Source organism: Sinorhizobium meliloti (assembly GCF_017876815.1).
GTDB classification, from domain to species: Bacteria; Pseudomonadota; Alphaproteobacteria; order Rhizobiales; family Rhizobiaceae; genus Sinorhizobium; species Sinorhizobium meliloti.
This window is the reverse complement of record NZ_JAGIOS010000002.1, coordinates 1,245,391-1,264,394: the sequence shown is the minus strand read 5'-3', so window position 1 is coordinate 1,264,394 and position 19,004 is coordinate 1,245,391. Positions and strand designations below refer to the sequence as shown.

At 63.1% G+C, this 19,004-nt stretch carries 15 protein-coding genes; 1 reads left to right on the top strand and 14 read right to left on the bottom strand.

Annotated elements, in window-relative coordinates; all coding sequences use genetic code 11:
• Window positions 1-5 precede the first annotated feature (5 nt).
• From JOH52_RS24835 to JOH52_RS24805, 7 genes are all read right to left on the bottom strand, one after another.
• The gene (locus JOH52_RS24835) at window positions 6-704 is read right to left on the bottom strand and encodes a class II aldolase/adducin family protein (protein ID WP_013849927.1); all 699 of its coding nucleotides are present in this window, start codon (window positions 702-704) and stop codon (window positions 6-8) included.
• Window positions 697-2,169: an FGGY-family carbohydrate kinase gene (locus tag JOH52_RS24830; protein ID WP_014530696.1), complete on the bottom strand. Its 1,473-nt coding sequence runs from the start codon at window positions 2,167-2,169 to the stop codon at window positions 697-699. The genes JOH52_RS24835 and JOH52_RS24830 overlap by 8 nt, the downstream gene beginning before the upstream one ends.
• A gap of 44 nt (window positions 2,170-2,213) precedes the next feature.
• Window positions 2,214-3,062 (bottom strand): sugar phosphate isomerase/epimerase family protein, encoded by an 849-nt coding sequence (locus JOH52_RS24825; protein ID WP_014530697.1) that lies wholly within the window; start codon window positions 3,060-3,062, stop codon window positions 2,214-2,216.
• Window positions 3,063-3,064: 2 nt separating this feature from the next.
• The gene (locus JOH52_RS24820) at window positions 3,065-4,063 is read right to left on the bottom strand and encodes an ABC transporter permease (RefSeq protein WP_014527449.1); all 999 of its coding nucleotides are present in this window, start codon (window positions 4,061-4,063) and stop codon (window positions 3,065-3,067) included.
• Window positions 4,060-5,061: an ABC transporter permease gene (locus tag JOH52_RS24815; protein ID WP_014530698.1), complete on the bottom strand. Its 1,002-nt coding sequence runs from the start codon at window positions 5,059-5,061 to the stop codon at window positions 4,060-4,062. The genes JOH52_RS24820 and JOH52_RS24815 overlap by 4 nt, the downstream gene beginning before the upstream one ends.
• Window positions 5,054-6,583, bottom strand: coding sequence for a sugar ABC transporter ATP-binding protein (locus JOH52_RS24810; protein WP_014530699.1), 1,530 nt, complete (start codon window positions 6,581-6,583; stop codon window positions 5,054-5,056). Before JOH52_RS24810 ends, JOH52_RS24815 begins: the two co-directional genes overlap by 8 nt.
• 108 nt (window positions 6,584-6,691) lie before the next feature.
• The gene (locus JOH52_RS24805; RefSeq protein ID WP_010975344.1) at window positions 6,692-7,684 is read right to left on the bottom strand and encodes an autoinducer 2 ABC transporter substrate-binding protein; all 993 of its coding nucleotides are present in this window, start codon (window positions 7,682-7,684) and stop codon (window positions 6,692-6,694) included.
• 273 nt (window positions 7,685-7,957) lie between these two features.
• Here JOH52_RS24805 and JOH52_RS24800 point away from each other — a divergent pair, with 273 nt between their 5' ends.
• Window positions 7,958-9,028: a LacI family DNA-binding transcriptional regulator gene (locus JOH52_RS24800; protein WP_014527452.1), complete on the top strand. Its 1,071-nt coding sequence runs from the start codon at window positions 7,958-7,960 to the stop codon at window positions 9,026-9,028.
• Between the two features lie 7 nt (window positions 9,029-9,035).
• Here the strand turns inward: JOH52_RS24800 and ngg are convergent, their stop codons facing one another.
• The 7 genes from ngg to JOH52_RS24765 form a co-directional block, all read right to left on the bottom strand.
• A complete protein-coding gene (gene ngg, locus JOH52_RS24795) occupies window positions 9,036-10,823 on the bottom strand; it encodes an N-acetylglutaminylglutamine synthetase (RefSeq protein WP_014530700.1) in 1,788 nt (595 codons plus the stop codon).
• A gap of 1 nt (window position 10,824) precedes the next feature.
• Window positions 10,825-12,600: an N-acetylglutaminylglutamine amidotransferase gene (locus JOH52_RS24790; protein WP_017271724.1), complete on the bottom strand. Its 1,776-nt coding sequence runs from the start codon at window positions 12,598-12,600 to the stop codon at window positions 10,825-10,827.
• A 123-nt stretch (window positions 12,601-12,723) separates the two neighbouring features.
• Window positions 12,724-13,506: a FadR/GntR family transcriptional regulator gene (locus tag JOH52_RS24785; protein WP_003526469.1), complete on the bottom strand. Its 783-nt coding sequence runs from the start codon at window positions 13,504-13,506 to the stop codon at window positions 12,724-12,726.
• A 6-nt stretch (window positions 13,507-13,512) separates the two neighbouring features.
• A complete protein-coding gene (locus tag JOH52_RS24780; protein WP_014530702.1) occupies window positions 13,513-14,310 on the bottom strand; it encodes an ATP-binding cassette domain-containing protein in 798 nt (265 codons plus the stop codon).
• The gene (locus JOH52_RS24775; protein ID WP_014530703.1) at window positions 14,307-16,109 is read right to left on the bottom strand and encodes a dipeptide/oligopeptide/nickel ABC transporter permease/ATP-binding protein; all 1,803 of its coding nucleotides are present in this window, start codon (window positions 16,107-16,109) and stop codon (window positions 14,307-14,309) included. Before JOH52_RS24775 ends, JOH52_RS24780 begins: the two co-directional genes overlap by 4 nt.
• Window positions 16,106-17,053, bottom strand: coding sequence for an ABC transporter permease (locus JOH52_RS24770; protein ID WP_003526466.1), 948 nt, complete (start codon window positions 17,051-17,053; stop codon window positions 16,106-16,108). Before JOH52_RS24770 ends, JOH52_RS24775 begins: the two co-directional genes overlap by 4 nt.
• A gap of 77 nt (window positions 17,054-17,130) precedes the next feature.
• Window positions 17,131-18,684, bottom strand: coding sequence for an ABC transporter substrate-binding protein (locus JOH52_RS24765; protein WP_017271726.1), 1,554 nt, complete (start codon window positions 18,682-18,684; stop codon window positions 17,131-17,133).
• Window positions 18,685-19,004 lie beyond the last annotated feature (320 nt).

Here is a 19,004-nt window from a genome sequence, read left to right as displayed (position 1 = left end):
CGCCCTCACGACACGCGCGGGCGCGCCACGTCGTTCACTCCCTCCGGGTCCGGCGCCTGGCCGTAGCTCATGCGCCGCATCTGGGCGATCACCCGCTCCATTTCGTCGTCCGGCAGTATGGGCGGCTCGCCGAGCGTCAGGGCCTGGACATAGATCCGCGACAGCGTCTCTACCTCGATCGCAAGCCACAATGCCTGTTCCAGCGTTTTGCCGAGCGATATCTGGCCGTGCTGCCCGAGCAGGCATGCAAGGCGGTCTTTAAGCGCGACGAGCGCGTTGTCCGACAGGGCCTGCGTGCCGAAGGTCGCATATTCGGCGCAGCGGATCGTCGTGCCGCCGGCAATCCCCGTCATGTAGTGAAAGCTCGGAATGGTCTTGTGATGGCAGGCAAGTGTCGTCGCGTAGATCGAGTGGCAATGCAGGACCACGTCGATATCCGTGCGCGCGCGCAGAATGTCGCGATGGAAGCGCCACTCCGATGAGGGTCGATGGCCCACATAGGTGCCATCGAAGCCCATTTCCACCAGGTCGTCCGGCTGCATCGTGTCATAGGGCATGGAGGATGGCGTGATGAGGAAGCCGTCATCGGTGCGGACGGAAAGATTGCCGGCCGTGCCCTGGTTGATGCCGCTCGAATTCATCCGCCGGCAGATGTCCACCATTTCCCGCCGGAGTGCCAGCTTGTCCGTCTCAGTCTCAGCCATGAAGATTTCCTTCCGTGTTCTCGAATTTATCTCTGTTGCCCCGCATTGCTCGGGCAACCGCGCGCCAATCGGCGGCATAGCGGGAAAGGTCGGGATTGAGCCGCGCAAGATCGATGGGCTCGCTGAGGGCAAGCGGCGCCGGCTTCTCGCGCGTCTCGTGACCGGCCAGCAGCGCCGCGCCGGCGGCAACACCATAGGCGTCGAGATTGAAGCGCACCTGACGCTCGGGAAGCAATGCCGCAACGACGCCCGCATAAAGAGGATCGCGCAGGAAGCTGCCGTCGAGCACGACAAGGCGATCCGCGGAAAGCGCCTCGATGCATTCCACCGTCAGCAGCGCACAATAGAGGAGCGCCAGGGCCTTGCGCTCCATTGCCGTCTCGGCAGCAGATCCAAGGATGCGCCCGCTTCCGGCGCTGCCGGGGAAAAGACCATCGTCGTCGCCGAAGGAGGGCGCCGCGATGGTCCGCTGCGCAACCAGACGCCCGAGGACCTCGATGGGTGCGTCGTCCGTCGGCGGATTGGAACCGGCGATATGGGAGAATTCCCGTCCGCCCATGGTCAGTATCCCGCCGAGGCGGTTTCCGAAAACGTCGCTGTTGAGCGTCATGCCACGGTGCTCGTCGAGACGCTCGATTGGTGTCGAGCGTGAAAAGCCGACGATCCAGGTGCCCGTCGAGATCACCGTGAAATCCCGCAGTCCCGCGGCGTGATACCGATAATGATTTAGGCTGCTGTCGTGGCCGCCCGTCAGCACGCGCATTTCTGCCGGCAGTCCGAACCTTCGGACGAGTTCGGGCCGGATCGGACCAAGCGTCTCCCAGGCTTTCGCAAAGGGCGGCATCAGCCGCTCCCAACCGCGGGCACTAACGATGGGTGAGAAGCGCCTTTCGGCGACATTCCAGAGATGCGACTGTGCCCCGAGAAAGCTCGCTTCCGAAGCGGCGACACCGGAAAGGCGCCAAGCCCAATATTGCGGCAGGCCGAGATACCAGCGGGATTTCCCAAAAGCATCCGGTTCGCGCTCCTCCATCCAGTAGAGCTGGCGGGCCTGATGGGTCGCGCCATGCATGGTTGCGCTGCCGCGGTCGAGAAACGTACCGGCCAACGGGCTATAGCCGTCGCGGATATCCGGTGGCAATGGCTGTTCGTAATCGATCATCGGGAGGGCGGCGCCATCGCCGACGTCCGGATCCGCACCCGTCAAAACGCCGCCCGAGCCGTGCCCCGCCGCTACGACGGCAGCAAGACCGTGGCGCCGCGACAGAGCCGCCAGCGCCTCGAAAACCCATTCGCCCAGCCTCGTGAGGTCGTGGTGGCGCCAGGGCGGTCCGGGGAGGACGGGATTTGGGACGCTGATCGTTTCGACCAGCGTCCCGTCGGCTGCAACCGCGCTCAGCTTGACATTGGTCTTGCCAACATCGAGGACCCCTACCGGAGCCGCCCCGCTGTCTCGATCGTTCATCGCATCCACCGTCTCTTCTCCCCGACCGCCTTCGTTGCACTCCTTCAGATCAGGCCGTACTGCGTGGCCTTGTTGCGCAGGAACGGCAGGCCGTTGCCCATCACCTCTTCCTCGTCCTTTGCGACCGGGCGCCAGACGGCGAGGCCATAGGCCACTTCCGGCGGCATGTTGATGAAGCTTTCCATCGCAAGGCCGCCCCTGAAGCCGATCGCCGCAAGCGTCGAGAAAATCTCGTCCCAGCCGCAGGTGCCGTAGCCCGGCGTGCCGCGGTCGCTTTCGGAAAGATGGATGTATTTCAGGTGCTCGCGGGCATCGAGGATACCTTTGCCGACACCCTTTTCCTCGATGTTCATGTGATAGGTATCGAGGTGCACGAAGACGTTGTCGGCTCCGACCCGCTCGATCATCTTGACCGCCTGCCAGCCGGTATTGATCAGGTGGTTCTCGTAGCGGTTGACGGCTTCGACGCCAAGCTCAATGCCGCGCGACTTGGCGTGCTTGGCCGCGGCCTGCAGCACGCGGGCGATATTGTCATACTCCTCGACGGTCGGCGGCACGCCGGTGCGCTCGCCGATGCCGCCATAGATGACGCCCGACAGCGCCTCGCCGCCGAGATCGGCAGTCTTGTCGATCGCGATCTTCAGATGGTCGATCGCCGCCTCGGGCCGAACCGAGGCCCAGGCCCGCTCCGGCAGGCCGAGCGAGCAGACCGCGCGCAGACGGTTCTTCTCGAGGAGGGCACGGGTGTGCTCCGTGTCGACGGCAGGCGGATTGAGCATCGGGATCTCGATGAAATCGACCTTGTATTTGACCGCTGCGGCTACCGCCCGTTCGGCGCCGGGACGGTCCCAATTCATTGTCCACATGCTCGTATGAACGCCAAAACCCTGCATCGTCATGATCCTCTTCTGACAATTGAAATCTTGATCCTGGAAACGGCCCAACGCAGGATCATCACGCCGACGAGAAGGATGCCCCAGACGGCGGTCGCGAGATGCTGGTTGGCTCCGATGAGATTGAGCCCGGACGAGAGAAGCTGCAGCACCACCAACGCGACGAAGACGGGGATCACCCGGCCGAAGCCCCCGAACGGATTGACGCCGCCGAGGAAGCACGCGAGCACCGTGATCAGCAGGTAGGACTCGCCATGGCCGATGCGCACCGAATTGAAGCGTGCCAGCATGATGATGCCGGCTATCGCGCACATGACCCCGGAAAGCGTGTAGACGAGCACGATCGCCTTGCGCGTGTTGATGCCTGAATAGCGCGTCGCCTCGAGATTCGAGCCGATCATATAGGTGTTGAAGCCGAGCTTTGTGCGGCCGAGAAGCAGATGCCAGGCGAGCACGCAGACGACGAAGACGATCAGCGGCACGGGAATGCCGGCGACGGAGCCATGGCCGATCACGCCGACGAAGGGCGGGAAGCCGGAGATGTCGCCCCCGCGCGTCAGAAACTCGCCGAGGCCGCGCAGGAAGATCATCATCGACAGGGAGACGAGGATCGGATGGGCGCGTGTGAACGCGATCACCAGGCCCATGACGACTCCGCTTGCCGCACCGACCATCACGGCAAGGAGGGAACCGACGAGGAAGATGCCGAAGCCCGCGTCGGCCCCTCCGTTCGCCTTGAGGACCCAGGCAAGGGTCAGTCCGGCAAGATTGGCGGTGAAGGTGATTGCGAGATTGAGGCCGCCCGTCAGGATCGGCAGCAGCATGGCAAGCGTCAGGAGTCCGAGTTCCGGCAGCTGGAAGGCGACGGAGCCGAAGGTCGCGGCGCTCAGGAATTGCGGTGAGGCGATCCCGAAAACGAGCACGACAGCCACGAAGGCGAGCCCCGGACCGGCCATTTCCGGCCCTATGGCGGCCTTGATCCTTTCGAAGACTGTGGTCATCGTCCCGTTCCCTTCTGACCGACAAAAGGCAGCAGGCGCTCGATCCGCGTGTTGGAAAGGGTGATGGCGATCAGGATGATGGCGCCGATGATCATCTTGAAGGCGAAGGGCGACACGCCCATCAGATTCAAACCGTTCTGGGTGATCGAGATCAGAAGCACGCCGAGCACGCAGCCGAGCACGGTGCCCTTGCCGCCGCCGAGGCGCGCGCCGCCGAGCACGACCGCGGCGAGCACGTCGAGTTCGCGGCCATAAAGCGCATTCGGCACGACTTCCTGAGCATAATGCGCCTGGATGAGACCGCCGATGCCGGCCATCAGGCCAAGCCAGCCGAAGGCAATGAATTGCATGGCACCGATATTGATGCCGAAGCGCCGGGCGCCTTCCGGATTGTCGCCGAAGGCGTAAAGCTGGCGGCCGGTCGTGGTCCGCGTGATCAGCGTCCATGTGGCAATGACGCAGACGATCATGACGAGAACCGGAAGCGTGATCTCGATCCAGGTACCGTCGGGCATTTCACGCTCGAAGAGGATCACGCGGTCCGTCAGCCAGTCGGGCAGGTCGTAGATCGATACGCCCCGGGTGAAGAACATCAGCAATCCGAAATAGATATTGAAGGTGGAGATCGTGGCGACGATCGAAATGATCCGGAAGCGGTGGATCAGAAAGGCGTTGAAGCAGCCGAGCAGCACGCCCAAGGAGCCCGCGATGAGAAGCCCGGAGATCCAACCGCCGCCGCCGATCCAGCCGAGCGCGATCGCCGTGCCGTATTGGACGACGGAAGCGGCCACGGCGAAGGAGATATCGATGCCGCCGGCGATCAGCACCACCAGGAGGCCGACAGCGAAGATGATGTTGACGGCGCTGATGTTCAGAAGATCGAAGGCGTTGCCGAGCGAGAAGAAATTCGCCGTCGCGAAGGAGAGCACGGCGCTGATGATGACGATCACCGCCAGCAGCGAAAATTCCGTCGCGTGAGTGCGGATCAAGCTACGCATAGACGGCCGCCTCGATCTCTTCCAGCCGCGACTGGCGCGGATCATAAGTTCCGACGATGCGGCCCTGCGCCATGTGCAGGACACGGTCGGCGTTGAAATAGACTTCCGGCACCTCGTCCGAGATCAGGATAATCGCAAGCCCGCTCTCGGCGAGCTTGGCGACGATGTCGAAGATCCCGGCCCGTGCCCCGACGTCGACGCCGACTGTAGGTGAATCGAGGATCAACAGTTTGGGATCGGTGGCAAGCCATTTGGCGATCGCCACGCGCTGCTGGTTGCCGCCGGAAAGCGTCGATATCGCGTCGGCCTGATGGCCGATCTTGACGCCGAGATCGGCGATCCACCGGGAGACGAGACTTCGTTTGCGGTCTTCGGAAAGAAGACCCCCTGAGAGAATCTTGCGCAGCGAGGCGATAACGAGATTGTCGGCGATCGGCTGCGGCTGGATGAGTCCGAGTGACAACCGGTCCTCCGACAGATATGCGACGCCGGCCCTGATCGCCTCGCGGTTCGAGCCGAAGCGGACCTCCCGGCCATCGATACTGATCGTCCCGGTTGCGGGCTTGAGCATGCCGAAGAGGGCGAGCGCCAGCTCGGTCCGCCCTGCCCCGAGCAGGCCGGTTATGCCGACCGTTTCGCCGCGGCGAACGGTCAGCGAAATGTCTTCGAAGTCGCCCGGCCTCGTCAGGCCGCGAACCTCGAGAACGGCCGGCTGGTCCGTCTTCGGGCGCGCGCGGACGTGCTGATCGAAGGTCTTGCCGGTCATGAGTTCGGTGATTTTCGACTGCGTCATGCCGGCTGCGGGATAGACCCCGACCAGCGCGCCGTCGCGCAAGACCGTGATCCGGCTTGAAATCTCCAGCACCTCGGCAAGCCGATGGCTGACGAAGACGACCGCGACGCCCGAGGCGGACAGGCTACGGACGATTTCGAGCAGATGGTCCGTCTCCGACTGCGTCAGCGATGCGGTCGGCTCGTCCATGAAGACCAGCTTCGCCTCACCGACGAGCGCCCGGGCAATCGCCACGATCTGACGCTGGGCGATCGCATATTCCTTGAGCGGTAGGTCGACGTCGAGCGTGATGCCGAGGCGGCCCAGCGCATCCACCGCGATCCTACGCATGCGGCCGTAATCCACCAGCCGCGGCCGGCCGCCGAGCACCTCGTGGAAGGCGATGTTTTCCGCGACGGTCATTTCCGGGAAAAGCGCAAGATCCTGCCAGATGACCTGAATGCCGCGGTCCTGTGCCGTAACCGGCGACATATGCGGATAGGTTTCGCCGTCATATTCGATCACCGCCCCCTCCGCGGGGCGATAGACACCCGTGATCACCTTGATGAGCGTGCTCTTGCCGCAGCCATTCTCTCCGGCGAGGCAATGGACCTCGCCCGGGCGCACCTCGAAGCTCACATTCTTCAGTGCTTTGACGCCGCCAAAGGTCATGTTGATGTTGCGAAGAGACAGAAGCGGCTTGTCCGTGCTCGCCGCGCTTGCCGACTGGTGCATGCTGTCGAGGCCCATCGATGGTGTTTCCAGAGGATCTGCCAAGCCGGCCGGAGCCGGCCCAGCAGCCGGGAGAACCCGTTGGTGGGGCGGGATGCGCTTGGCTCCCGCCCAACTTCTGTCCGTTCAGAGACCCATCGCGGCGAGGTCGGCGACCGTCTCCTTGTTGATCGGCACGAGCTGGTCGACGATGATGTTTCGATTTTCGAAGTCGGGGTGGATCACGCCGAGACCTTCGATTTCCTCGCCGTCCTTGATTTCCTCGCCCTTCATGAGCTTGGCGGCGAGCGTCACGAAGACTTCGCCGGCCTGCTTGGGATTCCACATGAAGCCGCCGGAAATGGCATCGGACTTGATGAGCTTCTGGCCCTGGCCGGGCGAGAAAGGCCCGAGAACGAAGATTTCGCCGACCTTGCGGCGCTCCTCGATAGCGCGCCCGGCACCAATTGGGCCCTGACTTCCGAAGGCAAGGAAGCCTTTGAGATCCGGATGAGCGGAGATCAGATCGAGCGCCGTCGAACGGCTCTTGTCCACATCCTCTGCGACGCCATAACGATCGCCGACAAGCGTCATCTCGGGATGGTTCTTCTTGATGTATTCAATTGCTGCGTCGGCCCAGGCATTGTGCAGCGGCACGGTCAGCGAGCCTACGAAGACGGCATATTCGCCCTTGCCGCCCATTTTCTCCGCAAGCAGCTTTGCATGCGCCTCACCGAAGCCGGTGGCGGACGCGAGCTCGAAATCCCAATCCGCGCCCTTCTGGCTGGGGGATTCATGCGTAATGACGATGATGCCCTTTTCCCTGGCCTTGGTGAGCACCGGCTCCAGCACCTTGGCGTCGTTGGGTACGACGCCGATCACCTTGACGTTCTGGGCGATCAGGTCTTCGATCGCGCGAACCTGCAGTGCCGGGTCGGCACTGGTCGGCCCGACCATGAAAGCGTCGACGCCAAGCTTTTCGCCGCGCTCCTTGATACCCGCCTCCATGGCGTTGAACCACGGTATGCCGCCGATCTTGACGACGACACCGACCTTGCCCGTATCCTGCGCCGCGGCGGTATAGGCACCCGCAAGCGAAAGCGACGCCGCCAGAGCGGCGGCAAGAATTTTCTTGATCATGTTTCTCCTCCACATGTTTCCCCGAGGGGAACGCTCCCGGGCGCTTCACGCGCCGGCCTCCAGCTTAATTCTTTTGCACGGAAGGGGATATCCCGCCGCTGACGGCCGCCTCCTCAGACGGCACCAACAACTTGCACAATCGATATTTCTTTTTTGCACAATCGATGGTGCAATGACTATCATTCAGACTTAATTTTTCGTCAAGCCGAAATCGGCACTAGAGCAATTCCAGGAAACGTGCGCATCGGTTTTCCGGGGTTTGGAGGAGGTCAGATGACGAACGGCGGCAGGAAAAAAGCGACGATCTATGATCTCTCGGTGCTGTCGGGAAGTTCGCCCTCTACCGTCAGTGCGGTGCTAAACGGCACGTGGCGCAAGCGACGGATCAAGGAAAGCACCGCGGAGCTCATCCGAAGCCTCGCCGAAACCCACCAGTACACTGCAAACCGGCAAGCGCGGGGCCTACGCAGTTCCCGTTCCGGCCTCGTCGGTCTGCTCCTGCCCGTACACGACAACCGCTACTTTTCTTCGCTTGCCCAGACCTTCGAGGCGCATGTGCGTAGCAAGGGCCAATGTCCGATCGTTGTCAGTGCGAGCCGGGACCCGGAGGAGGAGCGCAGGACGGCCGAAACGCTGATCTCCTATTCCATCGACGAATTGTTTATCTGCGGCGCGACGGATCCCGATGGCGTGCACGAGGTCTGCGAAGCGGCCGGCCTAAGGCATATCAACATCGATCTCCCCGGTACGAAAGTGCCGTCGGTCATCAGCGACAATTTCGAAGGCGGCCGCCTCCTGACCGAGGCGATCATCCGCCACTTCCCCGCCGAGCGGCCGCTCGAGCCCGACGATCTCTACCTGTTCGGCGGGCGCGATGATCACGCCACGCGCGAGCGCATCCGCGGATTTCGGGCGGTGAAGCAGGAGCTGCTGGGAAGCGATCCGGACGAGTGCATATGGCCGACCGGCTATGCCGCCGACAACGCGCGAAAGGCGTTCGAAGCCTTCTACGAACAGCATGGAAAACTGCCGCGCGGCTTCTTCGTCAACTCATCGATCAATTTCGAGGGATTGCTGCGTTTCATGGCCGAGCATCCGCTCGAAAATTTCACGGATCTCGTCGTCGGCTGCTACGATTACGACCCGTTCGCCTCCTTCCTCCCCTTCCCCGTCATCATGATCCGGCAGAATATCGAGGGAATGATAGCCAAGGCCTTCGAAGTGATCGAGGAACCGAGAGCATCCTTGCAGATACACATGATCGAGCCGCAGCTCGTGCCGCCGAGAACGGCGCTGACCGGTCCGCTCGATGCGCTGATGGACAGCGAGATGCCGCGGGAATGACGGGCCGCTACACTGCCGTGCGGCTGCCGGGGAAAAGCAGCTCTATGAAGCTCGCCGCCGTCGGCTGTGGTTCGTGATTTGCCAGGCCGGGGCGCTCGTTGGCCTCGATGAAGACGTAGTCCGGTTCCGCCGGATCGCGGACCATGAGGTCGATGCCGACCACCGGGATGTTGATTGCCCGCGCCGCGCGGCAGGCGGCCTCGACAAGATCGGGGTGCACGATCTCCGTCACGTCGTGGATCGAACCGCCCGCATGGAGATTGGCGGCCTTGCGAACCGTAATCTCCCGTCCCTCTTCCAGTATCGTTTCGAGATCGAGACCCTGCTCCCCAAGGCAGCGATCCGTCTCCGCATCGAGCGGAATCCGGCTTTCGCCGCCCGTAGCGGCCTCGCGGCGGCGCGACTGTTTCCCGATGAGGGAAGCGATCTTGCTGCGGCCGTCGCCAATGACCCGCGGCGGCAAGCGAACCGCGGCGGCAACAAGCGTATAGTCGATGATCACGAGGCGGAGGTCCTCTCCCTCGAAAAAGGCTTCCAGCAATACCCGGTCGCAGACCTGACGGGCCGAGGCGATTGCCTCCTCCAGCGCTTCCATCGTCGTGATGCCGACCGAGATGCCCCGGCCCTGCTCGCCGCGTGCCGGCTTGACCACCAGCTTGCCGTGCTTCTTTAGGAAGTCCTGAATGGCCTTGCCGTTTTCATCCACTTCGATCTGGTCCGGGACGACCAGCCCTGCCGCGGAGACCATGCGGCGGGTAATCGCCTTGTCGTCACAGATCGACATCGCGACGCCGGAAGTCAGTTCCGATAGGCTCTCGCGGCAATGAATCGAGCGTCCGCCATGGGACAGGCGGAAAAACCCGCCTTCCGCATCGGTGATTTCGACATGGATCCCGCGCCGCGTCGCCTCATCCACGATCAGCCGCGCATAGGGATTGAGCGCATCGTAGGATTGATGTGGCATCGCGAAAAACTTCTCATTGATCGCATTCTTCCGCTTGATGGCGAAAAGCGGCATGCGCCGGAAATTCAGCTTCTCATAGAGCCCGATCGCCAACGTATTGTCGTGCATCACCGACAGGTCGACATAGGAAAGGCCGCGTGCCTGGAAATGCTCGGCAAGCTTGCGGACCAGATGTTCGCCGATGCCCGGCTGGCGCGCCTGCGGATGCACCGCGAGACACCACAGCGAAGCGCCGCGGTCCGGATCGTCGAACAGTCTCTGGTGGTCGATGCCGGTGACCGTGCCGACGATCTCGCCCGTGGCGTCGTCCTGCGCCACGAAATAGGTCAGCGACCGGTCGTCCCGCTCGGACGAGAAGAAATCGGATCGGATCTGGACCATGCCGCAAGCGGCATAGACCCGGTTGATGCCGTCTCCATCGGCTTCCGACGCGAGCCTGCGGATCGTGATGCCTCGCGTGCGGCGGGTGTTTGCACGGTAGGTCCACAGGTCGAGCCGGTAGGTGTGGGAGGGGTCGAGGAAAATCTCCTGTGGCGCCCGTGACAGAAGCACATGCGGGTCCCGTACGTAGAAGGCAATGTCCCGGCTCGAGGGGGCTTCCTCGCGCAATTCGGACAAGAGTTTCTCGTCGTCGGAAAACGTCTGCGCGAACAGGAGCCTGCCCCAACCGCAGTCGAGCACGACGTCCCGCTTCGCCCCTCCGGCGGTTCTCGACCCCTCGGCATCGCGCCCTGGCTGAGTATGCGTCCGCAACCGGTTCAGCCGGTGCGTGACCGCCTTGGTGCCCTTGCTGCGTTGACGCGGCAATGCGATCTCGCGCGACTTCTTCATGCTATACCCCCTGCGCTTCAAGCCACATTTCAAGAAGTCCGACCTGCCACAGTTCGGAGCCGCGCAGCGGCGTGATGTGATCCGACGGCTCCTGGAACAGGCGGTCAAGATAAGCATCTTGGAAGAGGCCCCGCTCGCGCGCCTTCTGCGAGCGCAAGGTATCGCGGATCAGATCGAGATACGGACCGGCGATATATTTGAGCTGCGGCACCGGGAAATAGCCTTTCTTGCGGTCGATGACCTCGCTCGGAATGACCCGGCGCGCCACGTCCTTCAGAATGCCCTTGCCGCCGTCGCGCAGCTTCTCCTCCGGGGGCATGCGCGCGGCAAGTTCCACCAGCTCGTGGTCGAGGAAAGGCACGCGCGCTTCGAGGCCCCAGGCCATGGTCATATTGTCGACCCGCTTCACGGGGTCGTCGACGAGCATAACGTTGCTGTCGAGGCGGAGCGCCTGATCGACGGGCGTATCGGCACCCTCGCGCAGGAGGTGCTCGTTCAGCAAGTCGCTACTCACGTCATGGTCGGCAATCCAGGCATCCGACAACTGGGTGGTCAAGACCGCGTGGGAACGGTCGCGGAAGGCCTTGCCGTAATCCGCAACGACGTCGTTGGAGTTCATCAGCGGCGGGTACCAGTGGTAACCTCCGAAGACCTCGTCCGCACCCTGCCCCGACTGTACGACCTTGACGTGCTTCGAAACCTCCTTCGAGAGCAGATAGAAGCCGACATTGTCATAGGAGACCATCGGCTCGGACATTGCGGCGATGGTCCCGGGCAAGGCCCCCATCAGATCGGCGGAGGGGACGAATATCTTGCGATGATCCGTACCGAAGTGACCGGCGATCAGGTCCGAATAGACGAATTCGTCGCCCTTTTCGCCGTTTGCCTCCTCGAAGCCGACGGAGAAGCTCATGAGACCGCGCTGGCCCGCTTCCGCGAGAAGCCCGACGATCAGGCTGGAATCGACGCCGCCGGAAAGAAGCACGCCGACCGGCACGTCGGCGACCATGCGACGCTTCACGGCAATGCGCAGCGCGTCGAGGAGCTGTTCCTGCCATTCCTCGCGGCTTATGGCTGAGTCACCTGCCTGGCGGCGATAGGGCGGATCCCAGTAGCGCCGGTCCTCGAAGCTGCCGTCACGTTCATAAACGCGAAGGGTCGCAGGCGGCAGCTTGCGAACGCCGTTCAGGATCGTGCGCGGCGGCGGCACGACCGCGTGGAAGGTCATGTAGTTGTGGAGCGCGGCCACGTCGATCGAGGTGTCGACGCCGCCCGCCTTGACGAGCGCGGGCAAGGCGGAAGCGAAGCGCAAGGCGCCCTGTACTTCGGCGATATAGAGCGGCTTGATCCCGAAACGGTCGCGCGCCATGACGACGCGTCCGCTGTCGCGCTCGTGAATGACGAATGCGAACATGCCATGGAAACGCGAGACGCATTCCTCGCCCCAGGCATGCCACGCCTTCAGGATGACCTCGGTATCGCCGGACGAGAAGAATCTGTAACCCTTCTCTTCAAGCTCCAACCTCAGTTCGCGAAAATTGTAGATGCAGCCGTTGAAGACGAGCGATAGGCCGAGGTCGGAATCGACCATCGGCTGCTGCGACTTGTCGGAGAGGTCGAGAATACGCAATCGCCGGTGCCCCAGTCCGACATTCCCGCGCACCACCACGCCTGACGCATCCGGCCCGCGAGGGGCAAGGACGTCCGCCATGATCGAGACTGCCGTAACCGACGGCGAACCGCCATCGAACCTGACTTCTCCACAAATTCCACACATGAACCGGGTCGAAACCTCCATTGTTGGTACGAGACGCGCCGTCAGGGCCGCGGATCGATCCGCGGCCCTGACGGCGCTATGAAAACTCAATGCCCCACCGGGCCGACAGTTCCGCCATGGGCGTCACTTGGTCGCGGCTGCACGTTCGAGCATGTAGCTTTCGGCGAAAGCCATATGCTCGGCGGCGATCACGCGCGCATCCTCCGACCGCCCGTCCTTGAGCGCGGCCATGAGCCGGTACTGGAACGACAAGCCCGTTTCTCGCGAAAGCGACGTCGGGTCGGCATAGATCGCTCGTGCGGCCGGGAGTTCGCGCAGCAGATTGTGCATGAGCCCGCAGACGAAGCCGAGAAGCGGATTCGGGCAGAGTTGCGCCAGCATCGAATGAAAGTCGAGCTCGGCGACGCGCTGGCGATACTGCTCGTCCAGATCGGCGGGGGGATGATCGTAGATGCGGATCGTGTTTTCGAGGGCGATGAGTTCCTCCCGCGTCACCCTGCCGGCCAGGAGCGCCGCTACCTCCGGCTCCAGCACCTTGCGCATGGCGTATATGTCGGAAATGCTCGGCTGATCGAAGAAGAAGTGGGTCGACAGAAGCTCCATGGCGTGCCGCGCCGAGGGCTTGGCGACGAAGGCGCCGCCTCCCGGGCCGCTGCGCGTGAAGACGAGGCCCTGCGTCTCCAGCGCTTTCATCGCCTCGCGTACGGTCCCCTTGGCCGCCTTGAACGTGTCGATCAGGTCGCGCTCCTGCGGAAGACGGTCGCCCGGCCCCAATCCTTCCGAGCGGATGTAATCCTTGATGCGATCGGCGATCGCCTCAGGTCTGCGTTTCGTACGCTCGGCCGGGACGAAGAGACGCTGGCCATCTCCACCGGTTTCCTTTTTCTTTTCGATGACCACTGGCATGAACCGTCACTCTTTCCTGATGCGGGGGCCGCTTGCGACAAGCTGTCGTGTATAGGCGTGCTCAGGGTCGGTAAAAAGGCGGGCGGCCGGTGCAGTCTCGACCACCTCGCCGAAATACATCACCGCCACCCGATCCGAGATCGCCTCGACCACCGCCAGATCGTGGCTGATGAAGAGATAGGAGAGGCCGAAGCGCTGCTTCAGATCGCGCAGCAGAAGCAGGACCTGCGCCTGGATGGACACGTCGAGCGCGCTCACCGGCTCGTCGAGCACGATGATCTCGGCCTCCGTCGCGAGCGCCCGGGCGATCGCGATCCGCTGCGCCTGCCCGCCGGAAAACTCGTGCGGGTAGCGCAAGAGCGTATCCTCCGGCATCTGCACCGCGTGCAGCAGCTCCTGCATCCGGGCGCGACGGCGCGGGGCTTCGTAGCCGCACAAAAGCTTCAGTGGCGTCTCCAGGATTTCCTGGATCGTCTTGCGCGGGTTCAGCGAAGCGACCGGATCCTGGAAGACATACTGGATCGTCTTGCCGAAGGCCCTCGGGCCGGATCGCCGCAGTGCCGCCGCATCCCTGCCTGCGATCAGCATGCTGCCGGATGTCGGTTCCTCTAGGCCGGCGAGCATGCGTGCAAGCGTGCTCTTGCCGGACCCGCTTTCGCCGACGACAGCGAGGGTCTCGCCCCGCGCGACATCCAGCGACACCGCTTTCACGGCCCTTATCTCATGCTTCGCCTTTCCGAAAAAGCTGCGGCCTCCGCCGAAGGTCTTCGAAAGGTCCCGAACCTGAATGGCAGCACCCGTCATTGCGCCACCTCCGCCTTGCCGCCGGCAAAAAGCCCGGCAACACGATCCAGGAAGCGCTCGCCCGTTCCGAGCTCGGGCACGCAGGCGATCAGCCGCTTCGTATAGGGATGCTGCGGATTGGCGAGTACCTCCCGGGTTTTACCGGTTTCGACGATCTCGCCATCCTTCATCACGGCCACGCGGTCGCAGAATTCCGAAACGATGCCGAAGTCGTGGGTGATGAAGAGCAGCGCCATGCCCTGCTCGCGCTGAAGATCGCGCAGGAGCTCCAGGATGCGGGCCTGAACCGTCACGTCCAGCGCGGTCGTCGGCTCGTCCGCAATGATGATCTCCGGATCGTTGGCGAGCGCCATCGCGATGCCGACACGCTGGCGCTGACCGCCGGAAAGCTGGTGGGGATAATGCACCGACCGCTCGCGGGCGTCCGGGATACCCACCTTTTCCAGAAGCGCGACGGCTTTTTCCCGCCGTTCGGCCGCCCTGACCGGCTGATGCGCTGCGATCGCCTCCTCCACCTGCCGCCCGACGGGATACATTGGATGCAGCGTCGTGAGCGGGTCCTGGAACACATAGGCGACGCGGCTGCCGCGTTTCGCGATCAGCCTGGTTTCAGGCATGGAAAGTACATCGTCGTTTCCGAGATAGACCGCACCGTTGCGGATCACACCCGGCGGCGAGGCGACGAGGCCCATGACGGACAGGGCGGTGACGCTCTTGCCCGAGCCGCTCTCGCCGATAAGCCCAAGGCATTCGCCCGGCTCCACATGCAGCGAGACGTCCCGAACCGCCGGCACGATCTCCTTTCCCCTCCGGAAGCCGGTTTCCAGCTTCTCGATCGCCAGGCAAGCACCTTCAGCCGTGTTTGCCGGCGCGGTGCGGTCGGGGGCGACTTCGGTGACCGGCCCCGGCCGCGCGAGAGCGCCCGAGCGAAGCCGCGGGTCCAGCACGTCGCGGATTCCGTCGCCGAGAACGTTCAGGCTGATGACGATCAGGAAGATCATCGCGCCCGGCACGACCGAGACATGCGGGGCCGTGAAGAGCTGCGCTCGCCCCTCGCCCAGCATGGAGCCGAGGTCGGCCTGGGGCGGCTGCGCGCCGAGGCCGAGGAAGCTGAGCCCGGCCGTCTCGAGGATCATCCAGCCTGCCGTCGTCGACATGGTGATGACGATGACCGGCATCACGTTCGGCAGAACTTCGGTGAGAATAACAGACAGATGTCCCTTACCGGAGAGCCGCGCCGCGTCGACGAATTCGCTATGGGCGTAGCCGAGCGTCACGCCGCGCACATTCCGGGCGAAGAACGGAATATTTACGAGGGCGATCGCATAGAGAGCATTCATCAGTCCGGGCCCGAGGGCGGCGACGATCGCGAGCGCCAGCAGGATGTAGGGAAAGGCCATCAGCATGTCGATGCCGCGCATCATGGCGTTATCGGTGCGCCCGCCGGCGTAACCGGCGATGATGCCGATCGCCGATCCGATCCCGGCCGCAATGAGGGTCGCGGCGAAACCGACCGCGATCGAGACCCGCGTGCCCCAAAGCAGGCGGCTCAGTATGTCCCGCCCGAGCTGATCCGTGCCGAGAAGATGTCCGGCGGTCAGCACCGGCTGCAACCGGTCGACGGGTGCCGTGGCATCCGGATCGGGCAGCGGCAGGATCGGGACCAGAACAATCAGCAACAGGATCAGTCCGAGCAGCATGAGCCCTCCCGTGGCGAGCCGGTTGTTGAGCAGCAGGTGCCAGGACGTGATCCGTCCCGATCCCCTCCGCGGAGCCGGCGATGCTGCGAGCGCGCTCATGTGCGAATCCTCGGATCGAGCATCGACTGCACGACGTCGGCGAGAAGGTTGAACAGGACGTAGCTCGCCGCCACGACGAGCACGCCGCCCTGTACCAGCAGGATATCGCGCGTAGAAATCGCCTTCACGAGCATCGCGCCGATGCCGGGCCACTGGAACACCGTCTCGACATAGACGGCGCCGCCGAGCACGAAGCCCGCCTGGATGCCTATCGCGGGAACGACGCTGACCAGCGCCGCGCGGAAGGCATGGGCGTAGATCACACGCCGCTCGGGCAGCCCCTTGGCGCGGGCCGTGCGCACATAGTCCTGCCTCAGGACCTCCAGCATCGCTCCGCGCGTCAGCCTCGCTATGACGCCGGCGGCAACGACGGCGAGCGTGGCGGCCGGCAGGATCAGATGGAGCAGAAGATCCTTGAGGTCACCGCCGCCGTAGACGGCGTACATGCCGGAGGCCGGCAGGATGCGCCAATGAACGGCGAAGAGGTAGATGAGCAGGAGCCCGAGCCAGAACGAAGGCGTGGAGATGCCGGCCAGCACGAAGAAGGTGATGACGCGGTCGGCCCAGCCGAACTGGCGCACGGCGGAGACCACACCTGCGAGAAGCCCGATCACCGAGCACAGGACCAGCGATACGCCGGCCAGCACCAGCGTTGCCTGAAACCGTTCCAGCACCTCGTCGAGCACGGGCCGGTTCAGCGCGAAGGACCGGCCGAAATCGCCCTGCAGCACGTTGCCGATCCAGATCGCGTATTGCTGCACCAGCGGCTTGTCGAGTCCGAGGTCACGATTGATGCGCTCGACGTTTTCCGGCGTCGCATAGGAGCCGAGAATGGCCGTCGCCGTGTCGCCAGGAATGAGAGCCATGACGAGAAAGACGATGATGGAAAGCCCGAACAGGACGGGCACCACGGCAACAAGCCGCTTCAGGACATAGGCCTGCATGGATAACCCTCCGGGGAGGTCCGTGTTGGTCGCCACCGGCAGAACGAACATGCCGGCGGCGATTTCCGGTGCACGAGCTACTCTTTCGTCACGCCATGGAGATCGAGGAGGAAGGAGGGCTGCAGCTTGAAACCCTTGACGGCGGCGGTCGTCACCGCGTTCTGCTTCCAGTTGGCGACGAAGAGCCACGGCGCGTCGTCATGCACGATCGACTGGACCTCGCCATAGAGCTTGCCGCGTTCGGCCTGGTCGGTGGACCTGCGCGCCTTTTCCAGAAGCTCGTCCAGCTGCGGATTGGAATAGTAGCCGGAGTTGAAGCCTCCCTTGTCGGGCATGGCATCGGTGCGCAACGTCAGATAGGGGACGGTATCCGGATCGTTTGTCATCCAGGCCATCTCGGCCATGTCCGCCTTGCCCTCGAGGCCCGGATTTACGCGGCCAAGGAAGGTGTTCCACTCGTAGGTTTCGATCTTGACCTTGAAGCCGACAGCCTGGAGATCCGCCTGGATCGCCGCACCCATGGTGATCGGATCGAGCATGCCCGAGCCGCCTTCGGTGACGTAGAACGTCACCTGCGGATTTTCGACGCCGGCTTCCGCGAGCAGTGCCCTGGCCTTTTCGGGATCATGGGCATAGGGCTCCACCGAGCTTTCCACCCAGTTGAAGGCGGGCGGTATCGGGCCGGCCGCGACCGTCGCCGTTCCCCGCAGCACGTCGTCGACCAGCGTTTGCTTGTTCACCGCATAATTGGCCGCCTGGCGCACGCGCTTGTCGGCAAAGGGGCCCTGCTTGGTGTTCAGGATGGTGAACCAGACATGTGGCCCCGCCTGCTCGGCCACGGCAAAATTGGCATCCTGCTCAAAGGTCGCGAGATTGTCCGGCGGCACCTCGACCATCACGTCGATACCGCCAGCCATCATCTCGGCGACGCGGGTGTTGGCGTCGGTGATGGGGCGGAAGACGACGGCCTGAAGCTTCGCGGCGCCATCCCAGTAGTCCGGATTGCGCTCCACGACGACACGCTGGTTCGACAGCCACTCGACGAATTTGAACGGGCCGGTCCCCGACGGGCTGCGGCCATATTCCTTGCCATGTCTTTCCACGGCGACCGGCGAAACGATCAGACCCGTGGGATAGGCTAGATTTGAAAGGAACGGCGCAAAGGCTTCGCTGAGCTTGAACTCGACCGTATGCTCATCCAGCACGTTAACCGCTTCGACGGAGGCGAAGTTGAAGGAAAGCGGGAATGGCCCGGTGTCGTAGAACGGATGGTCCTTCTTCAGCATGCGGTAGAAGTTGAACTTCACCGCCTCGGCATCGAAATTCGAACCGTCGTGGAACTTCACCCCCTGCCTTAGCGTGAACGTATAAGTCTTGCCATCGTCCGAGATTTTCCAGCTTTCCGCAAGCGCCGGCTCGACCTCCAATGTACCGTCCTTGAAACGGACCAGGCCATCATAGACGTTGACCAGAATGCGGAAGTCATTGGTTGCGGTCACCGTATGCGGGTCCAGAGACTGCGGCTCGGCAATCTGGCCAACGACGAGAACATCGGGCGGAGTCTGCGCTGCGGCGGCCCCTGCAAAAGCAAGAGCGGCCAAGGCGATGGCGCTCCGAAACAGCCTCTTCATGGGGAAGATCCTTTCGATTTGGCTTCAGTTCGCGAGGGGCTATTTATAACGATAAATATTCGCCTTGCAATGATTTATCATGATTGAATTACAGACCCTCCATCGAGCGCGACATAGAGAGGATGCCCCTCGACGAAGCCCCGCCCATGGTGACCCTCTAAATGGCGCAAAGGCGATCGACGTTGCCTCGGCCCGAGGCGTTCGGTCCACAAAACGAGATGGATCGAAAGAGAGCACCGATTTTTGATGATGACGATGTCGGATCGGTTGCGGCTGGTGCGTCATCGTATCATCAGGTCGGGCTCTCGATCTGAAGGACA

Coding starts and splice junctions, on each gene's coding strand:
- JOH52_RS24835 (WP_013849927.1), bottom strand. CDS start 704: ATGGCTGAGACTGAGACGGACAAGCTGGCACTCCGGCGGGAAATGGTG.
- JOH52_RS24830 (WP_014530696.1), bottom strand. CDS start 2,169: ATGAACGATCGAGACAGCGGGGCGGCTCCGGTAGGGGTCCTCGATGTT.
- JOH52_RS24825 (WP_014530697.1), bottom strand. CDS start 3,062: ATGCAGGGTTTTGGCGTTCATACGAGCATGTGGACAATGAATTGGGAC.
- JOH52_RS24820 (WP_014527449.1), bottom strand. CDS start 4,063: ATGACCACAGTCTTCGAAAGGATCAAGGCCGCCATAGGGCCGGAAATG.
- JOH52_RS24815 (WP_014530698.1), bottom strand. CDS start 5,061: ATGCGTAGCTTGATCCGCACTCACGCGACGGAATTTTCGCTGCTGGCG.
- JOH52_RS24810 (WP_014530699.1), bottom strand. CDS start 6,583: ATGGGCCTCGACAGCATGCACCAGTCGGCAAGCGCGGCGAGCACGGAC.
- JOH52_RS24805 (WP_010975344.1), bottom strand. CDS start 7,684: ATGATCAAGAAAATTCTTGCCGCCGCTCTGGCGGCGTCGCTTTCGCTT.
- JOH52_RS24800 (WP_014527452.1), top strand. CDS start 7,958: ATGACGAACGGCGGCAGGAAAAAAGCGACGATCTATGATCTCTCGGTG.
- ngg (WP_014530700.1), bottom strand. CDS start 10,823: ATGAAGAAGTCGCGCGAGATCGCATTGCCGCGTCAACGCAGCAAGGGC.
- JOH52_RS24790 (WP_017271724.1), bottom strand. CDS start 12,600: ATGTGTGGAATTTGTGGAGAAGTCAGGTTCGATGGCGGTTCGCCGTCG.
- JOH52_RS24785 (WP_003526469.1), bottom strand. CDS start 13,506: ATGCCAGTGGTCATCGAAAAGAAAAAGGAAACCGGTGGAGATGGCCAG.
- JOH52_RS24780 (WP_014530702.1), bottom strand. CDS start 14,310: ATGACGGGTGCTGCCATTCAGGTTCGGGACCTTTCGAAGACCTTCGGC.
- JOH52_RS24775 (WP_014530703.1), bottom strand. CDS start 16,109: ATGAGCGCGCTCGCAGCATCGCCGGCTCCGCGGAGGGGATCGGGACGG.
- JOH52_RS24770 (WP_003526466.1), bottom strand. CDS start 17,053: ATGCAGGCCTATGTCCTGAAGCGGCTTGTTGCCGTGGTGCCCGTCCTG.
- JOH52_RS24765 (WP_017271726.1), bottom strand. CDS start 18,684: ATGAAGAGGCTGTTTCGGAGCGCCATCGCCTTGGCCGCTCTTGCTTTT.